We start from the raw sequence: 18,286 nt of genomic DNA on the forward strand, positions 1-18,286 counted from the left end.
TATCGTTGTTCAGAAAAGCCTAGCAGCCCGTCGCACCCGGTCAAACCGACTAGGCGTTGTCTTCGGCCAGAGGCCGGACTGCCTTTGCGCCTAACACTCGGTCGAGCAATAGCACCAAGGCCAGCGATCCCCCGGCCAGTGGGAAGATGGTCCCCAAGCCGATTGTGATCAGGGCGACCGTTCGAAGTCGCAGCGGCTGAAGTTCGCGCGGAGCGCCCAATGCGCCTTTCGGTCGCCGGCGCCACCACATGAGCGGGCCGGTGATCGACAACATGCTGACGCCCAGGCACGCGATCAGCATGACGATCTGATTGGCGCGCCCGAAATAGTTGCCCATGTGCAGTTGGACGCCCAACTCGACCCCCTTGGCCGCCCAGCCGTAGTCGGCGAAGGCCACGTCGCCCAGGACCTGCCCGGAATACTGGTCGATATGGATCGTCCGCTGCCCCTCCGGTCGGTCCGGATAGGTATAGGCGGTGAAGGCGCCGGTCGGGCCGGACGGCAGAAACAGGCGGTAGGCCGGGTTCATCCCTTCGCGCGCCAGGATGAAGACGGCCTGGTCGACGCCTATGGCGCCGGGAAGGGCGTCCATGGTCATGCCGGCATGGCCGCCGTGATGTTCCGCGTGAGGGTCGGAGGCCGGCATCGGGGCGTTCTCGACTGTCCAGGGCGCCTCGCCGAGGGTCTGCCTGATCGTGGCGGCGGGCGGCGCTCCATGCAGCCGATGATTGGCTGGATAGCCGATCCCCGCTGCGTCGGTCCCTCGCTTCAGGAGATCACCCCAGACATTGGCCCAGGGCAGGCCGGTGACGATCAGGAAGGCGATGAGCAGCGCGGTCCAGAGGCCGGTGACCGCATGCAAGTCGCGCCAGAACACTCGCCCCTCAGCCTTGAGGCGCGGCAGGATCACGCCCTCCGCCCGCAGTCGCCCGCGCGGCCACCACAGATAGAGGCCGGTGATCACCAGGATCAGCCCCCAGCAGGCGGCCAATTCGACAATCCCGTCGCCAAACTTGCCGATCATCAGCGAGCCGTGCGCCAGGTCGGCGAAGCCGACCAGGGTCTGGGCGTAGACATAGGCGCCCAGCACCGCGCCGGTCCCCGGATCGACATAGACGCGGACAGGCTCGCCGGTCTTCGGGGTCACGAACACCTGGGCGCTGCGTCCCGGCTCAGTCGGCATGTCGATGCGGGTGGCCGAACCGCCCGGATAGCCCGCCAGCGCGGCGGCGATCAGGACGCTGGTCGGCTGTTGCTCGGCAGATGTGGCGACCAACCGCTGCGCGGGATGCAGGGCGTCGTTGATCTCGTCGTTGAACAGATAGATCGCGCCCGTCACGGCCAGGATCAGCATGAAGGGCGCGACCAGCAGCCCGGCGTAGAAATGCCAGCGCCAGATCGTCCGGTAGAGGCCGGCGGGGCCGATGCTGATGCTCTGCGATGTCGTCGTCGCCATGATCAGAAGCTCCGGACCAGGGTGAGATCGACGCTGCGCGGCGCGCCCAGATAGACCTGGGTCGCGCCATAGCCGGACCAGTCGGCGTAGAGCGTGTCGAAGAGATTGCGGCCGCGCAGGGTCAGCCGTCCGAACGGCGCGCGCCAGCTCACCTGTGCGTCGACGACGGTCCGGGCCTCGACACGATAGGTGTTGGCGTTGCTGGTGTAGAAGTCGCCGTCGTAGCGGACCGTGGCGCCGAAGGTCAGCGGCAGGGTCGCCAGGCTGTAATAGGCGCTGAGGTCGAACATCTGCTCGGGCACATTGGGAGGCCGGTTACCGGCTCGGTCGAGCCCACCGGCCTCGATCAGGGTATCGAATTTGCTCTTGAGCAGCGCGGCGCTGGCGTCGATCCGCAGTTGGTCGGTGAGGGCGGCGGAGAGCGAAACCTCGACACCCTTGGACGACTGCTCGCCGCCCTGGACGGTCAGCGCCGGATTGGCCGGATCGCGGGTCAGGATGTCGTCCTGGGCGATGTGGTAGAGCGCCGCCGTCAGGTCGATGCGGTCGTTCCAGAGGCTGCTCTTGATCCCGACCTCGACGGCGTCGCCGGCGCTGAGATCGAACTTGGCGTTGGCCGCATTGAGGAACAGGAAGCTGCTGACTGGAGTCACGGCATGGCTGAACTGGCCGTAGATCTGGGTCTTGGGCGCCAGATCGTACACCGTGCCGACCCGCCAGGAGATCGGATCATAGGTCTGGCCGAAGGCGGCGGCCGCGCCGGTGTTGAGGTCCAGGGTCCGGCGATCCAGTTTGACATGATCATAGCGAACGCCGCCGACCAGCAGCCACCTCGTGGTGAGGTTGAAGGCCTCCTCGGCGAAGATCGCGGCGCTCGTCGCATCGCTGGTCCAGTCGACGCGATTGCCGGCGCCCGGGAAGTTGGCGGCCGTAACCTCCGGGAAGCGGCCCCGAAGCGGATTGAAACGGTCGACCGGCGTCGTGGCCCCGAACCGCCGATTGGTGACGAAGTGCGTGTCGCTGTACTCGGCGCCGACCGTGAAACGGTTGCGACGCCCGAGCAGCGGGCCATCGAAGGCGGCATAGGCGCGGTCGACCCAATATTGGTGATCGTGGGCGATCAAGGTCGTGCTGCGGTTCAGCCGGCCGGTGGCCGCGTTGAACGTCACGTCCTCGGAGTTCTTCCAGAGCCGGTCGGCCGTGTACCACGCCAACTCGTTGGAGAGGGTCCAACGGTCGGAGAGGCGGTAGTCGGCGCGGGCGCGAAGCTGCCAGGAGGTCGAGCTCATCTCCCCGTCGTCGACATTGTAATTCCGCTTGATCGTCGCTCGGTCGAGCACCAAGCCCTGGCTGTTGCGGATCAGGTTCGAGGGATCACGCGCGAAGGCGGCGGGAACCAGGGTCGCGCCGAAATAGGCGGTCGAATAGTCGTCGTCATAGTAGTCGCCCGACAGGGTGATCGTCAGGCGTTCCGTCGGCTTCAGCAGCAGGGAGGCCGTCACCGCCCGGGTGAGCGAGCCGGTGTCGTCCACCCAGCCTGACGAGCGATTCAAGCTGACGTCGGCGCGCAGCGCGACCGTGTCGCTGAGCGCGACATTGCCGCCCAGTCCGGTGCGCAGAGTGTCGAAACTGCCGATGCTGATCAGCGCCTCACCGTTGGTCTCGCCCAGATGTGCGCGCTTCGGAACCAGGTTGATGGCGCCGGCCAGAGCGCCTTCGCCGTAGAGCACGGAGGCTGGCCCCTTCAGCACCTCGATCCGCTCGAAATTAAAGGTGTCGAAGTTGCGGATGGAGCTGTTGGAACCGGTCACCCGCACCCCGTCGAACAGATAGGCGATGGCCGCGCTGGTGAAGCCGCGCATCGAGGTGACGCCGACCGAGCCGGGCAAGGTCCCGCCGTTAACGCCGGGCGCGGCGTTGAACGCCTCGACGGAGGTGCGCAGGCCCTCGACCTGCATCCGCTGCTGGCCGACGACGTCGAGGGTGGCGGGGGTCTCGCGATTAGTGAGGCCGAGCCGGTTGGCGGCGGGCGCGGCCTGGTCGAGCGCCAGGGCCGCCGGGCGGCCGGTGACCAGCAGTTCGTCGACGCTGGTCGCGTTATCGGCGTAGGCGAGGGCGGGTGAAAAGCAGGCGCCAAGCGCGCTGGCGGCCAGGAGAAGAGATTTCATACGGGCGTCCTTCGACGGCCGGGCAGGCGCCGCGGCGGTCGTCATGTCGATGATCTGGATGGAGACCGCGCGGTCGCGCGGCAGTCAGATCGACAGGGGAGGCCCACGCGCCGGCGGCGGCGGTGCGCAAAGCCCGAGCCCCGGTGTCGCCGCGTAGGGGCGCGGCAGGAGCGGCTGATAAACCGCGATCGGCAGATACAGTCGGTGGGCGTCGCTCGGCGGCTGCGCCCCGACGCCATGACCGGCGAAGACGCAGGGAGCGTCATGGTCGCTCGTCGGCGTGTCGTGGGTCGCGCCGCCGGGCTCGATCTCGACGGCTCCCTGGGCGGTGCAGATGACGATGGCGAACGGCAGGTCGTTCGTTCGCGGCGCGACCATGTAGCCGGCGGGGATCGCCACCTTCAGGGCGAGCGCCAGCAAGGCCAGCGTCAGGATGACGCCGCGCCGTACTTGCACCCAAGCCATGAAGCCGCCGCCCCGCATGACGCCCCTAGCCCTGCGTCGCCAGTTTCTTCAGCTGGGCCACGACCCGCTCGTGCGGCGTGCCGTATCCGATGGGCTCGACGAAGCGGCCCTTACGGTCGAACAGGTAGATCGCCGACGAGTGGTCGACGGTGTAGCGGCCGCCCTCCAGCGGGACCTTCTTGTAGAAGACCCGATAGGCCTTCGCAGCTTGGGCGATAGCCTCCGGCGTGCCGGTGAAACCCTGGATGCGGGGATCGAAGCTCGACAGGTAGAGCTTCATCTGCTCGGGCGTATCGCGCTCCGGGTCGACCGAGACGATGACGACATTGAGCTTGTCGGCGTCGCGGCCGAGGGCCTTCATCGCCGCGCTCAGTTCGGTAAGCGTGGTCGGGCAGACCTCCGGACAATAGGTGAAGCCGAAGAACACCACGCTCGGCTTGCCGAGCAGCGCCTTCTCCGTCACCGCCCGCCCTTGAGTGTCGAGGAGTTGGAAGGACCCGCCGATGTCCACGGCGGCGACGGTCGCCACCGGCGCCTGCCTGAGCTGGACGAAGGCGATCGCCCCCATCAACGCGACGGCGAGCGCGGCCAGCCCGATCAGGATGGGAAGCCGCCGGCTCATTGGTCGTGGCTCATGCCGTGGTCCATCTGATGATCCATCACGGCTGGGCGGATCGGCGCCTGGATGCTCTGGGACGGGGCCTTCTCGAACTTAAAGGTCAGGGGGACCTCGCCGCCGATGGCCAGGGCCTGTTTCGGGCCGATGATCATCAAGTGCTCGCCGCCGGAGGCCAGCGCGACTGCCTTTCCGGCCGGCAGGGGCAGACCGCCTTCGAGCTTGCGCATCCGCATCACGCCGCCGGCCATGTCCATGCTGTGGATCTCCGCGCGCTCGGCGACGGCGGTCTCCACCGCCACGAGCCGATCCTCCGCGCTGGCGGTCAGGGTGACGTAGCAGCCGCCGGTCATGGCGCCGGCCGGCGCCGCGCGGCACCAGGCGTCGGTCACGGCGACCGTCGGAGGGGCCTGCGGGGCGCGATCGCAGGCGGCGACCAGGACGAGGGGAATAAGGGCGACGAGAGCTTTCATGGAAGCAGGCTCCTGGCTGAAGAGGCGCGGGCGGCTCTATGAGCGACCGCGAAGGATCAAACGCGATAGGGAAGGGTGCGCAGCATCTCGCGCCGCGCAACAGCGGCGCACACATCTGCGCGCTCGGCCGCGAGGCCGGCGTCCTAGATCAGCAGGGTTGGCGGCCCGCGGGCAGGTAGCGGCGGCGCGGCGAGGCCGCGACCGGGCGCGAGGTGGACCACCTGGATCGCCGCCGGCGCACGATAGGCCACGAACTCAACGTCGCGCGCGTCCAGCAGATTGGGTGGCGGAGCGGAGGTGGCGTGCCCCGCAAAGGCGCAGGGGCTGTCGTGAGCGCTCTTGGTGTCCGAGCCGTGATCGTCCTGGCTCTGTGAGGTCGCGGTCTCGCCCGGCTGGATGACGACTGCGCCTTGAGCGGTGCAGAGGACAAGGGCGAACGGCAGGTCATTGACCGGCGCTCTGGCGGTCATGAATCCCGCCGGGATCATGATCTTGATCGCAAGCGCCAAGGCGGCCAGCACCATGAAGGTGCTGCGCGGCGTCGGTCTGCGATGATCGAGAGCCCGGGTCACGCCCCTGCCTTAGGCCAGGTTCCGGCGATTGTGGAGCCTTTTCGCGTCAGACCTCTCGCCCGCCGATCCAGGTGCGGCGCGCCGTCAGCTCGGCGCCCAGCAAGGTGAGGTCGGCTCTGAAGCCTGGCGCAATCTGGCCCACCTCTGCATCAAGCCCCAGGAAGGCGGCAGGGTTGGTCGAGGCCATCGCCGCGGCGTCGGCCAGGTCGAGGCCGGTCAATTGAACGGCGTTACGGACCGCGCTGGCCATGTCGAGGTCCGAGCCGGCCAGCGTCCCGTTCTCGTCGACGCAGACCCCGTCGACCACCCGAATCGGCCGGCCCTGGATCGTGAAGGTCTTGTCGACCATCCCGACGCTGGGCATGGCGTCGGTGACCAGCATGAAGCGGTCGTGGCGCTTGGCCCTGAAGGCGATACGCAAGGCGGCGGGATGGATGTGCCGGCCGTCGATGATGACGCCGCACCAGCTATCTTGGTGATCCAGCGCGGCGCCGACCGCGCCTGGCTCACGGCTGGCCAGCGGCGACATGGCGTTGAACAGGTGGGTGAAGCCAGTGACCCCAGCGCCCAGGGCCTCCATGAGGCGATCATAGGTGGCGTTGGTGTGCCCCGCGGCGACCGTGACCCCGGCGGCGGCCAGCCGGCCGATCATTTCCGGCGTCGTGGTTTCCGGCGCCAGAGTGACCAGCGTCTTGCCATGCCGCGCCGAGGTCAGGAGCTGGAGGGACGCCTCGTCCAGCGTCCTGAACTTCGAGGCGTCATGAACGCCCTTGCGCCGCTCGCTCAGGAACGGTCCCTCGATATGGATGCCCAGGACGCCCGGCACGCCGGCCTCGATGGCTTCGTCGACGGCGGCGATCGCCTTGGCGACAGTCGCCAGATCGTCGCTGATCAGGGTCGGCAGGAAACCGGTGACGCCATATTTGCGATGCGCCGCGCCGATGGTGGCGATGGTGTCGGCGTTCGGAGCGTCGTTGAACAGCAGTCCGCCGCCGCCGTTGACCTGGGTGTCGATAAAGCCGGGGACGAGGAACCCGCCCTCCATATCGACCTGTTCGGCGCCCGCGATGGCGTCTGCCTCGGCGCCCAAGGCGACGATGCGGCCGCCCTCGACCAGGACGGTGGCGGGCGTGAACCGCCCATCGGTCAGAACCTGACCATTGACGAAAGCTACGGCCATCAGATGGTCTCGGTCACCTTGTTCAGGTGCGGTGGCTTGTCGGGGTCGTGACCGCGCAGAATCGAGAGCGCGTTGGCCATCCGATAGAAGCTCTGAATCCGCGCGATCGGTTCTAGGTTCGGGTTGGTGCTGACGGTCGGCAGGGCGTCGAATCCCTCGCCGCCGCCAGCCAGCATGATGTCGGCGCCGCGCGTCGCCAGGCTGCGGGCCAAGGCGACGACGCCGGCCGCGCTCTGATCATCCTGGGCGAAGATCAGGACCGGAAACCCCTCTTGCACCAAGGCCATCGGTCCATGCAGGACCTCGGCGGCGCTAAATGCTTCGGCGTGCAGCCCGCAGGTCTCCTTGAACTTCAGCGCCGCTTCCTGGGCGATCCCGAAGCCGACGCCACGGCCCAGCACATAGAGGTTGTGAGCGGCCTTTAGACGGTCGGAGGCGGGGCTCCAATCGAGCGCCCAGGCCTGGCTCAGAACGCGTGGCAATTCATCCAACGCCTGCGTCAGCGCCGCATCCTCGGTCCAGGCGGCGACCAACTGGGCGATGGCGGCCAGGGCGGCGATGTAGGATTTTGTGGCCGCGACGCTGATCTCCGGCCCGGCGTGCAGCGGCAGGACCCGGTCGGCCAGCGCCGCCAGGGGCGAGTTCTCGTCATTGACCAGGGCCACGACCAGCGCGCCGGCCTGCTTGGCGGCTTCGACCGCGGCCAGCAGGTCGGGACTCTTTCCCGACTGGGAGATCGCCAGATAAAGCACGCCCTCCAGCTTGGGCTCCGTCGCGTAGACCGAGCTGACCGACAGCGCCGCCGAGGAGGTGATGACGCCCGTGCCGGTTTCGATCAGATACTTGGCGTAGGTCGCGGCGTGGTCGGACGATCCCCGGGCGCAGGTGACGACCGCCCGCGGGGGATTGGCCCGCAATTCCGCGCCCAGGGCCTGGGCCGCCGATCTGTTGGCGGTCAACAACCGGGCCACGACGGCCGGGGCTTCGGCCGCCTCGCGAAACATCTGCGTGGTCTCCGGGGCGGGGGATTTCAGTGACAAACGCGTTCTCCGGACCACAAGGCGTTCAAATCAGACGGCGTTGAGCTCGGCGACGAAATCGTAGGCGTCGCCGCGATAGTAGGACTGGGTGACTTCCACCGCCCGGCCGTCCTTCAGGAAGCCCCGGCGTTCGATCAGCAGGCCAGGATCGCGCGGGGCCACCTTGAGCAACTCGGCCTGTTCCGGCGTGAAGAGGACGGCGCGGAGACGCTGCAGGGCGCGCACCGGGCGATGCCCGGTCTTCTCCAGGGCCTCGTAAAGCGAAGTCTCCACGAAATCCGGGCTCGGCATGCAGAACGCAGCCAGGGTCGAATATTCCAGCGCCATCGGCGCCCCGTCGGCATAGCGGATCCGGTTGAAGCGATAGACCGGCGCCCCGGGCGACAGGCCGAGCGTCAGCGACTCCTCGGGCGTGACCTGACCTTCAGTGCGCGACAGCCAGGTCGAATGCGGAACCCGGCCGCGGGAGATCATGTCCTCGGTGAAGGACGAGAGCTTGGAGAAGTTCTTCTCGACGCGGGCGGCGACGAAGGTGCCGGCGCCCTGACGGCGGATCAGCAGGCCTTCGCCGACCAATCCGTCGAGCGCCTTGCGCACGGTGATTCTGGAAACCCCCAGCTCGTCGGCGAAGTCGCGTTCGGCGGGGAGGGCGTCATCGGGACCGAGCAGCCGATTGGCGATGGCGTCGCGAAGAACCTTCTGGAGTTGCCGATAGAGCGGCGCGTGGTCCTGGGCGTCGAGCCGGCCGATACGGTCGGAAAAGGTCAAGGCTGTCTCCCCAGCTCGGTCGCCCATTCGCTGGGCGTAGATGCGTCTTGGGACCATTTAGATACCAATATGTACCAATAGCGCAATTGGTCTCTTTTTGGGCTTGTCAATTTTATGAAACTGCGCACAGTTCGGCTCCGCAGGGTCAGTGAACTCCGGTATTCGCAGAAACATGCGAACAATTGGTATCACATTGGGCTCGCGTCGGCTCCGGGTGGAGGCCCGGACTTTGGGGAGAGAAGCCGAGTGAAAAAACATCGCAAAAGCGTACTGATCGCGTCCGTCAGCCTGTTCTGCCTTACAGGCGCCGGCTCGGCCTTCGCCCAAGAGACGCAGGTCGACGAGTTGGTGGTCACCGGCATCCGCGCCTCGCTGCAGCAGTCGCTGGAAACCAAGCGCAAAGCCGACGCCATCGTCGACTCGGTCACCGCCGAGGACGTCGGCAAGTTCCCGAACACCAACGTCGCCGAAGCCCTGACCATGGTGCCCGGCGTCACCGTCGACCGCCAGTTCGGCCAAGGCGAAAAAGTCAGTATCCTGGGCACCGACCCGGCGCTGAACCGCACCTTGCTCAACGGCCAGACCGTGGCCTCGGCCGACTGGTTCATCCTCGACAGCCCGGGACGGACATTCAACTACGCGCTTCTGGCGCCCCAGATCGTGGGCCGGGTCGACATCTATAAGACGCCCGAGGCGCGGATCGACGAAGGCAGCATCGGCGGGACGGTGATCGTCAGCACCCGCAAGCCCTTCGATCTCAAGGCTGGGATCATCGCCGGGTCTGTCGGCTATCTCTACAACGACCGCTCCAAGAAGGGCGATTTCCAGGGCGCCCTGATGGGCAGCTGGAAGAACCAGGCCGAGACCATCGGCGTCGCCCTGTCCGTCCAGAAGGCGACCGATCAGCTCCGTCGCGACGGGGTCGAGACCTACGGCACCATGGCGGCGAACCAGTGGGCGGGCGGCAACCCCGACAACCCTGTCGACTCCCGCAACAACGGCTGCCTCACGACCTGCGCCGCCACCCTGACGGCGAACCTTGGCGCCCGCAGCCCGAACGCCTTCGGCACCTCGTTCTTCGAGCAGGAACGTGATCGCCTGACCTACACCGGATCGGTGCAGTTCCGCCCGAACGACCAGCTGGAGCTGGAGTTCAACTGGCTGAAGATCAAGGCCGACTACGACAACCTGAACCAGTCGATGTACGCCTTCCAGGGCAACACCTGGAACAGCCTGGGCGCTTTGACCGGCCTCACCGTGAACAACGGCGTCGTCACCAAGGCCAGCTTCCACAACGCGCTCAGCGTACTGGACGTCCAGTACCGCGAAGCCGAGATGAACTCCGACACCTACGACTTCCGCGGCAAGTGGAAGGGCGACGGCTGGGACCTGTCCGGCAACGCCGGGATTTCGAAGGCTGATGGCGGCACCAAGCGCCAGGTGTTCCTCGAGTTCCTGAACTGGGCCGACTACACCGTCGACATCAGCGGCTCGCCGGGCAATCCCGGCCAGCTGACCTACGCCAACAACGTCCAGGGCAATCCCGCCGCCTTCGCCACCGATCCAGGCTGGAGCGGCAACCTGGTCACCAAGCCGACCAAGGACGAGGAAAAGTACGCCCAGGCCGACTTCGGCCTGGACCTCGACGGCGTGATCAAGCGGGTGGAGGTCGGCTACAAGTTCCGCCGCCACGAGACCAGCCAGGAATACGCCGGCATCGCCATCACCGGCGTCGCGGCTCCGGCCAGCCTGTTCGCGCCCTCGACCGTGCCTGGCAACTACCTCCGCGGCTTCGGCTCCAACGACCAGATGCGCGGCCGCTTCCGGATCGACGGCGACTCGATGGTCGACTACGTGACCGGCGGCAAGTGGCTGGCGCCGGGCCAGACCATGCCCAAGCCTTCGATCTTCGCCGCGCCGGAATTCACGGCCGGGAACTGGGCGATCCAGGAAGACATCAACGCGGTCTACGCCCAGGCCAATGTCGAGGCCGGCGAACTGCGCGGCAACTTCGGCGTCCGCTATGTTCACACCGGCGTCGACAGCTCCGGCTATGTCTGCAATCCCGGTTCGGCCTGCTCGGGTCCTGCAGACTGGGGCTGGAAGAGTTCGTCGAAGTCCTACGACAACTTCCTGCCCAGCGTGAACCTCGCCTACAATCTGCGCGAAGACCTGATCCTGCGCTTCGCGGCCGCCCAGGTCATCGCCCGGCCGAACTACGCCGACATGACCAACTTCTTCCAGCTTTCCGACGGCATCCTCATCGGATCGGGCGGCAACCCCAATCTGGATCCCTACAAGTCGAGCAACTTCAACTTCTCGGCCGAATGGTACTTCCAGCCGCAGGCCATCCTGGCCGCTGAGTTCTTCTACAAGGACATCAGCAACTACATCCTGCAGCAGACCGCTCCGGAGCAGTACTTCAACCAATCCCAGGGCCGGGTGACGACCTATCAGATCAGCCGCCCCCACAACGCCGGGTCGGCCGACGTGAAGGGCGTGTCGTTCGCCTACCAACAGAACTACGCCTACGGCCTGGGTCTGCTCGCCAACTACACCTATGCCGACGGCAGCGGGCAGGACGGCGCGCCCCTGCCATTCAACTCCAAGCACCAGGTCAATCTCAGCCCGTTCTACGAGAACGGTCCTGTGCAGGTGCGGGCGACCTACACCTGGCGCTCGAAGTACTTCACCGGCGTCGACCGCGGGGACGACATGTTCGTCCGGGCCTACAAGTCGGTGGACGTGTCGGGCACCTACAACTTCACGAAAAACGTCAGCCTGACGGTGGCCGGCATGAACCTGACGGACTCCGAGTACTTCGCCTACGCCAACACGCCGGCCCTGCCGCGCGGGGTCTACAAGACTGGCCGCAAGTACATGGCCACCCTCAATCTGACCTTCTGATCCGGAAGCGCGGCCTATGCCCAGGCCGCGCTCCACTCTCGCGGGGATGCAGGTTCTTCAGTCTAATCCCCCGCGACTCGAAGGCGAGCCGGTACGCCGGTTCGCCTTCCCCTTTTTCATGGACGATAGTCGCACCATGCGCTTGCCCCTCATGATCGCGATGGCTGCGAGTTTCGCGAGCCTCGCCTCCGCGCCCAACGCCGCGGTTCCCGCCCAGATCATTCCGGCCCCGGCCGTCGACACGCCCCGCGAAGGCGTCTTCCATCTCACCGTCCGGACGCCAATCATCGTGCCGCCTGGCGACGCCGAGGCGCGCGCCGCCGCACATCAGCTGGCTGATCTGCTAGCGCGCTCACGCGGTCTGAAGCTGTCGGTTCGCGAAGGCGTCGCCAGGCCAGGCGCCATCATGTTCCAACGCGGCGCGCCCCAGGGCGAGGCCTACGATCTGGAAGTGAGCGGGGATCGCCTCGTCGTGACCTCAGGCGGTTCGGCCGGCCTGTTCTACGGCGCTGTCAGCGTCTGGCAGCTCGCCACCGAGGTCGCGGGCAGGGGAGGCGTGGATATCGCCGCCCGCCGGATTGAGGACGCCCCACGTTTCGCCTGGCGCGGCCTGATGCTCGACGGCGCCCGGCACTTCCAGGACGTGGAGTTCGTGAAGGGCTTCATCGACCGCATGGCGCTCGCCAAGCTCAACACCCTGCACTGGCACCTGGTGGACGATCAGGGTTGGCGGCTGGAGATCAAGAAGTACCCGCGGCTGACCGAGGTCGGCGCCTGGCGCGTTCCCGCCGGTCCTGCCGCAGCGGCCGACATCGATCCGAAGACCGAGAAGCCGCGGGTGACCGGCGGCTTCTATACCCAGGACCAGGTGCGTGAGGTCGTGGCCTACGCCGCGGCGCGCCACATCACCATCGTGCCCGAGATCGAGATGCCGGGTCACGCGCATGCGCCCATCGTCGCCTATCCAGAGCTCGGTTCAGCGACGCCGGCGCCGACCGCGACATCCGGCGACTGGGGGGTCTTTCCCTACCTCTACAATGTCGACGACAAGACCTTCGGCTTCCTGGAAGACGTCCTGACCGAGGTCGTCGACCTGTTCCCCAGCCGCTACATCCACGTCGGCGGCGACGAGGCGGTGAAGGACCAGTGGAAATCCAACCCCGCCGTCCAGGCGCGGATGAAGGAACTTCATATCGCCAGCGAGGCCGCCCTGCAGGGCTGGTTCATCTCGCGGATCGAACAGGTGCTGAACGCCAAGGGTCGGCGGCTGATCGGCTGGGATGAAATCCTCGAAGGCGGAGTCGCGCCGAGCGCCACGGTGATGTCCTGGCGCGGGATCGACGGCGCCATCGTCGCGGCCAAGCTGGGCCACGACACGGTGCTGAGCCCGGCGCCGACCCTTTATCTCAACCATCGCCAGACCGCCGCGCCGGACGGACTACCTGGCCGTGGTCAGGTGATCGGGCTGAAGGACGTCTACGACTACGATCCCATGCCGGCCGCCCTGAACCCGGATGAACGCCACCACGTCCTGGGCGTCCAGGCCAATCTCTGGACCGAGCATATGCGCACCCAGGAGCGGGTCGCCTTGATGGCCTTCCCCCGCGCGGCGGCGCTGGCGGAAACGGCGTGGTCGCCGGCCGAACGCAAGGACTGGAAGGACTTCGCCGACCGCCTGCCAGCTGAACTCGGCCGCTATCACGCGCTCGGCCAGCCCGCCGACGAGACGGCGCTGCGCGTGCGCGCCATCGCCAGCCCGGACGGCGCAGGGGCCAGGGTCAGCCTGCTGGGCGCCGAGGAGGTGGGGGAGATCCGCTACACCCTCGACGGCTCGGCGCCCAAGGCCTCGTCCTTGTCCTATCAGACCCCGATAGCCGCGCCGCTCGGATCGCGGATCCACGCCCAGGCGTTCCGGGACGATCAGCCCCTCGCGACCGCCTCCGAGATCGCGGTCGACGCCCGCTCGATCCGGACCCGCGCGAGCCAGGACCTGAAGTCCTGCAAGGACGGCTTAGTACTCAACCTTGAGGACGATGCGCCGGTGCGCGGCGACCGGGCGCGGTTCCTGATCGACGTCATGAACCCGTGCTGGATCTACCAGGACGCCGACCTCGCCGGTGTGAGCGCCATCGAGGTGGCGGTCGGCCAACTGCCGTTCAATTTCCAGATCGGCAAGGACGTCGAGAACATCAAGTTCCGGCCTCCGGCCACGCCCGACGGCGAATTGGAGGTGCGGCAGGGCTCCTGCGAAGGCGCGGTCGTCGCGACCCTGCCGCTGGCGCCGGCCACGAAATCGCAGGCGATCACCGTTCTGAAGGGTAGGATCGCCGGCGCCGCGGGGCCGCAGAACCTGTGTTTCACCTTCACCCAGAAGAGCGTCGAGCCGATGTGGGCTGTCGACCGTGTCACCCTGATCGTCGGAGGCCGCGATGACCGCTGACCTGGTGCTGCGCTCGCCGCTGGATGGATGGGCCTCACCGCTATCGGAGGTCCCGGACCCGGTGTTCGCCGAGGCGATGCTGGGCGATGGCGTGGCGATCGACCCGACCGGCTCGACGCTCCATGCGCCCTGCGAGGGCGTGATCACCTCCATCCACGCGTCGCGTCACGCGGTGAGTTTGCGCGCCGCCGGCGGCGTCGAGATCCTGATGCATATCGGCCTGGAGACCGTCGCCATGAACGGCGAGGGTTTCGAGGCGCACGTCGTTGCGGGACAGGCGGTCGCGGCCGGTGACCGGCTGATCTCGTTCGATCTGGAGCTGCTGGCCCGCCACGCCAAGAGCCTGATCACCCCCATCGTCATCACCAACCCAGCCGGCCGCGCGATCACCACGCGCTTTGTCGACCGCACCGTGAAAACAGGCGAGCCCTTGCTGGCCTTGTCCGGGGCGCTCGCCGGTGGCGTGGTCGCCGCCATCGCCGACACCCCCGAGTTGACCCGCGCCGTCATCGTGCCACTGATTCATGGCCTGCACGCGCGGCCCGCCGCCCGGGTAGCCGACACGGCCAAACGCTTCGAAGCCGAGGTGTCGCTGGTGGCGCTCAATCGCCGGGCCAACGCCAAGAGCCCCATCGGACTGATGTCGCTGGGCCTGCGCCACGGCGATGCCGTCACCCTGGTCGCCACCGGTCTCGACGCCGCTGCAGCGCTCGAAGCGGTGGCGGAGCTGATCGAGGGCGGGATGGGGGAGGGCGCGCCGGTCAGGCCGACGGTCTCCCCGGTTCCGTTCAGCGCCACGCCAACGGCCAGGCCGGGCGTCGCTGTCCTGCGCGGGGTCATGGCCTCGCCGGGCCTGGCGGTCGGCAAGGCGGTCAGGTTGTTCCTCGACGAAATCGCCGTGCCGGAACTCGGGCAGGGCGCGGCTCACGAGAAGGCGGCGCTCGACGCCGCGCTTACCGCAGTCCGGACGCGGATATCGCGGGAGGCCGAGGCCAGCGGCGGTCAGGCGCGCCGGGCGATCCTGGGCGCGCATGCCGCCTTCCTTGAGGACCCGGAGCTCACCGGCCAGGCCCTGCGGCTGATCGGCGAAGGCAAGAGCGCCGGCTATGCCTGGCGCGCGGCCATCGGCGCCTATGTCGAGGCTCTGCGCAGCCTCGGCGACCGCCGGATCGCCGAGCGGGTCGATGATCTGTTGGATCTCGAACGGCGCGTGCTGTTGGTGATTTCCGGCCAGGAGGACCGCGGCCCGGACCTGCCGCAGGACGCCATCCTGCTCGCTGACGAACTGCTGCCGTCCCAGTTGATGGCCCTGGATCCGGCGCGGCTCGCCGGGATCTGCACCGCCGGCGGCGGACCCACCTCGCATGTGGCGATCCTGGCCGCCTCGATGGGCATCCCGGCCGTGGTCGCCGCCGGTCCTGGCGTAGCCCGCGTCAATGAAGGCACCAGCCTGATCCTCGACGCCGACGCCGGACTTCTGCACCTGGCGCCGGACGCCAAGGCGCTGGAGACCGCCCAGACCGCTCTCGCCGCGCGCAGCGAGCGCCGCATCGCCGCGCGCGCCACGGCCCGCGAGGACTGTCGGATGGCCGATGGCACGCGGGTCAAGGTGTTCGCCAACCTGGGCTCCCTGGCCGACGCCGAGGCGGCGGCCGACGCCGGGGCCGAGGGGTGCGGCCTGCTGCGCACCGAGTTCCTGTTTCTGGAGCGCGACACTGCGCCCGATGAGGATGAGCAGGCCGACGAGTACGCCGCGATCGCCCGAGCCATCGGCGGTCGTCCCCTGATCGTGCGCCTGCTGGATGTCGGCGGTGATAAGACAGCGCGCTATCTACCCATCGCAGCAGAGGAAAATCCCGCGCTGGGCATGCGAGGAATACGCGTTCTGCTGCGCCGTCCGCATATCCTGCGGACCCAGCTGCGGGCGATCCTGCGCGGCGCGCCCCACGCCAAGATCATGGCGCCGATGGTCACTGGCCTTGGCGAACTACGCGCGGTGCGGCTGGTTCTGGACGAAGCCCGGCGTGACCTCGGCCGAGTCGGGCGGACCGACCTGGGCGTCATGATCGAGACCCCCGCCGCGGCCATGATCGCCGATCTGCTGGCGGCCGAGGCCGATTTCCTTTCGGTCGGCACCAATGACCTGACCCAGTACACCCTGGCCATGGACCGCGGGAATCCGGACCTGGCCGGCGACATCGACGCCTTGCATCCCGCCGTCCTGCGGCTGATCGCCCAGACGACGCAGGGCGGGGCCAAGCACGCGCTTTGGACCGGGGTTTGCGGCGGATTGGCCGGGGATCTCGCCGCCGTGCCGATCCTGCTGGGGCTCGGGGTCAGCGAACTCTCCATGCCGTCCGCAGCGATCCCCGAGGCCAAGGCCATGATCCGGACGCTCTCGCCCGAGGCCTGCCGCGGTCTGGCGGCCAAGGCCCTGGCGCAGTCCTCGGCCGACGCGGTCCGGACGCTCTCCAACACCTTCCTCACCGGAGAAGCCTGAAATGGCCTCGCCTCTCGAAGCTCTGCAGTCGCTCGGCCGCGCGCTGATGCTGCCCATCGCCGTTCTGCCGGCGGCGGGCCTGCTCCTGCGCCTGGGGCAGCCGGACCTCCTGGACATCCCGTTCATGGCGGCGGCGGGGGAGGCGATCTTCGCCAATCTTGGCCTGTTGTTCGCGGCCGGGGTCGCGGTCGGATTGGCGCGGGACAATAACGGTGCGTCGGGCTTGGCCGGCGTGGTCTGCTTCCTGATCGCCACCAAGGGCGCCGAGACCCTGCTGCATGTGCCGCCCGAGGCGCTGAAGGGCATGGCCGGCGACGCCGTGGGCCTCGCCACCGCCGCTTTCAAGCAGAAGGCCATCGCCAAGGTCTCGGTGCCGATCGGCATCCTCTCGGGCGTGATCGGAGGTCAGTTTTACAACCGCTTCTCGAACGTGAAACTGCCGGAATACCTGGCTTTCTTCGGCGGGCGGCGTTTCGTGCCGATCATCGCAGGGCTAGCAGGCCTGGGGCTCGCCGGCGTCGTCGGCTTCACCTACGAAGGCCTCGACACCGCCATGGACGCGGCCAGCCGCGGGATCGTCGGGTCAGGGGAACTGGGGCTCTTCGTCTATGGCGTGCTGAACCGGGCGCTGATCGTCACCGGCCTGCATCACATCCTGAACAACATCGCCTGGTTCATCGTCGGCGACTTCAATGGCGCGACGGGCGACCTCAACCGCTTCTTCGCCGGCGACCCCACGGCCGGCGTCTTCATGGCCGGCTTCTTCCCGGTGATGATGTTCGGCCTGCCGGCCGCGTGCCTGGCCATGTATCACGCCGCCCCCGCGCACCGACGCAAGGCGGTCGGCGGGATGCTGGCCTCGATGGCCTTGACCACCTTTCTGACCGGGGTGACCGAGCCCATCGAGTTCAGCTTCATGTTCCTGGCGCCGGTGCTCTACGCGATCCACGCGCTGCTCACCGGCCTGTCGTTCGTGGTCATGAGCCTGCTCGATGTGAAGCTCGGCTTCGGCTTCTCGGCGGGCCTGTTCGACTATGTGCTGAACTTCAACAAGGCCACGCACCCGTGGCTGCTGGCGCCGATCGGCGCGGGCTATTTCGCGCTCTATTACGGCCTGTTCCGCTGGGCCATCGCCCGGTTTGACCTGAAGACGCCGGGGCGTGAGGCCGAGGTTGTTCCGTCCCAGGCCGTCCATGCGCCGAGCGGCCGTCGCGGCGAGGACTTCGTGACCGCCTTGGGCGGCGCCGCCAACCTCGTCAGCGTCGACGCCTGCACGACCCGGCTGCGCCTGGTCCTGGCCAATCCGACGGCCATCGACGAGGCCGCGCTGAAGGCCCTCGGTTCGCGCGGCATGGTGCGGCCTTCGGAGAAAGGCCTGCAGGTCGTGCTCGGGCCGATCGCCGATCAGGTGGCCGGCGAAATGCGCCAGTCCATGGCCGCCCAAGGCGCTTCGACCACCAAGGCCCAGAGCCTCGTCGCCCCAACGCATGGCGTTGATCTCGCGCGCTGGACGCCGGCGCTGGGCGGCTTGGCCAATGTTCGCCAGATCGAATTCCTGGCGGGCAGAATTCTGGCGGAGCTCAATGACGTCGCCGCCGTGGACGAGCCAGCGCTGCTGGCGCTCGGCGCACGCGGGATCGCGCGGCCGGCGCCAGGGCGCGTCCAGGTTTTGCTGAAGGTCGTCGTTTAGCGGCCGCGAGC

13 protein-coding genes and 1 pseudogene are annotated in these 18,286 nt (G+C 67.8%); 5 read left to right on the plus strand and 9 right to left on the minus strand.

Annotation, left to right across the window (positions count from 1 at the left end):
- Positions 1-49: 49 nt before the first annotated feature.
- The 9 genes from ASE02_RS11495 to ASE02_RS11535 all read right to left on the minus strand — a co-directional run bounded on the left by ASE02_RS11495 (position 50) and on the right by ASE02_RS11535 (position 8,738).
- On the minus strand, positions 50-1,456 hold the full coding sequence (locus ASE02_RS11495; RefSeq protein WP_056734256.1) for a PepSY domain-containing protein: 1,407 nt from the start codon (positions 1,454-1,456) through the stop codon (positions 50-52).
- A gap of 2 nt (positions 1,457-1,458) precedes the next feature.
- Positions 1,459-3,624, minus strand: coding sequence for a TonB-dependent siderophore receptor (locus ASE02_RS11500; RefSeq protein WP_056734258.1), 2,166 nt, complete (start codon positions 3,622-3,624; stop codon positions 1,459-1,461).
- Positions 3,625-3,708: 84 nt separating this feature from the next.
- Positions 3,709-4,089, minus strand: coding sequence for a hypothetical protein (locus ASE02_RS11505; protein WP_235536672.1), 381 nt, complete (start codon positions 4,087-4,089; stop codon positions 3,709-3,711).
- A 25-nt stretch (positions 4,090-4,114) separates the two neighbouring features.
- Positions 4,115-4,711, minus strand: coding sequence for an SCO family protein (locus tag ASE02_RS11510; RefSeq protein WP_056734260.1), 597 nt, complete (start codon positions 4,709-4,711; stop codon positions 4,115-4,117).
- Positions 4,708-5,178, minus strand: a complete 471-nt coding sequence (locus tag ASE02_RS11515) for a copper chaperone PCu(A)C (protein ID WP_056734262.1) — start codon at positions 5,176-5,178, stop codon at positions 4,708-4,710. The genes ASE02_RS11510 and ASE02_RS11515 overlap by 4 nt, the downstream gene beginning before the upstream one ends.
- Positions 5,179-5,321: 143 nt before the next feature.
- On the minus strand, positions 5,322-5,750 hold the full coding sequence (locus ASE02_RS11520) for a DUF2946 family protein (RefSeq protein WP_235536673.1): 429 nt from the start codon (positions 5,748-5,750) through the stop codon (positions 5,322-5,324).
- A gap of 46 nt (positions 5,751-5,796) precedes the next feature.
- A complete protein-coding gene (nagA, locus tag ASE02_RS11525) occupies positions 5,797-6,930 on the minus strand; it encodes an N-acetylglucosamine-6-phosphate deacetylase (RefSeq protein ID WP_056734266.1) in 1,134 nt (377 codons plus the stop codon).
- Positions 6,930-7,934 carry an SIS domain-containing protein gene (locus tag ASE02_RS11530; RefSeq protein ID WP_056734268.1) on the minus strand — a complete coding sequence of 335 codons (1,005 nt, stop codon included), beginning with the start codon at positions 7,932-7,934 and terminating at the stop codon, positions 6,930-6,932. The genes nagA and ASE02_RS11530 overlap by 1 nt, the downstream gene beginning before the upstream one ends.
- 66 nt (positions 7,935-8,000) lie before the next feature.
- A complete protein-coding gene (locus ASE02_RS11535) occupies positions 8,001-8,738 on the minus strand; it encodes a GntR family transcriptional regulator (RefSeq protein ID WP_056734269.1) in 738 nt (245 codons plus the stop codon).
- Positions 8,739-8,984: 246 nt separating this feature from the next.
- Between ASE02_RS11535 and ASE02_RS11540 the strand changes: the two genes are divergently transcribed.
- The 5 genes and pseudogenes from ASE02_RS11540 to nagE all read left to right on the plus strand — a co-directional run bounded on the left by ASE02_RS11540 (position 8,985) and on the right by nagE (position 18,275).
- The gene (locus tag ASE02_RS11540; protein WP_056734272.1) at positions 8,985-11,645 is read left to right on the plus strand and encodes a TonB-dependent receptor; all 2,661 of its coding nucleotides are present in this window, start codon (positions 8,985-8,987) and stop codon (positions 11,643-11,645) included.
- Positions 11,646-11,781: 136 nt separating this feature from the next.
- Positions 11,782-14,085, plus strand: a complete 2,304-nt coding sequence (locus tag ASE02_RS11545) for a family 20 glycosylhydrolase (protein WP_056734908.1) — start codon at positions 11,782-11,784, stop codon at positions 14,083-14,085.
- Positions 14,075-14,455: pseudogene (locus tag ASE02_RS23340) on the plus strand (PTS glucose transporter subunit IIA); the annotation flags it as partial. The gene ASE02_RS11545 and the pseudogene ASE02_RS23340, both read left to right, overlap by 11 nt.
- A gap of 93 nt (positions 14,456-14,548) precedes the next feature.
- Positions 14,549-16,585, plus strand: a complete 2,037-nt coding sequence (ptsP, locus tag ASE02_RS11550) for a phosphoenolpyruvate--protein phosphotransferase (RefSeq protein WP_369818563.1) — start codon at positions 14,549-14,551, stop codon at positions 16,583-16,585.
- A 1-nt stretch (position 16,586) separates the two neighbouring features.
- Entirely contained in the window at positions 16,587-18,275 is a 1,689-nt protein-coding gene (gene nagE / locus ASE02_RS11555) for an N-acetylglucosamine-specific PTS transporter subunit IIBC (protein WP_056734277.1), read from the plus strand.
- Positions 18,276-18,286 lie beyond the last annotated feature (11 nt).

The sequence above is a fragment of the Phenylobacterium sp. Root700 genome (genome assembly GCF_001429025.1).
Lineage (GTDB): Bacteria > Pseudomonadota > Alphaproteobacteria > Caulobacterales > Caulobacteraceae > Phenylobacterium.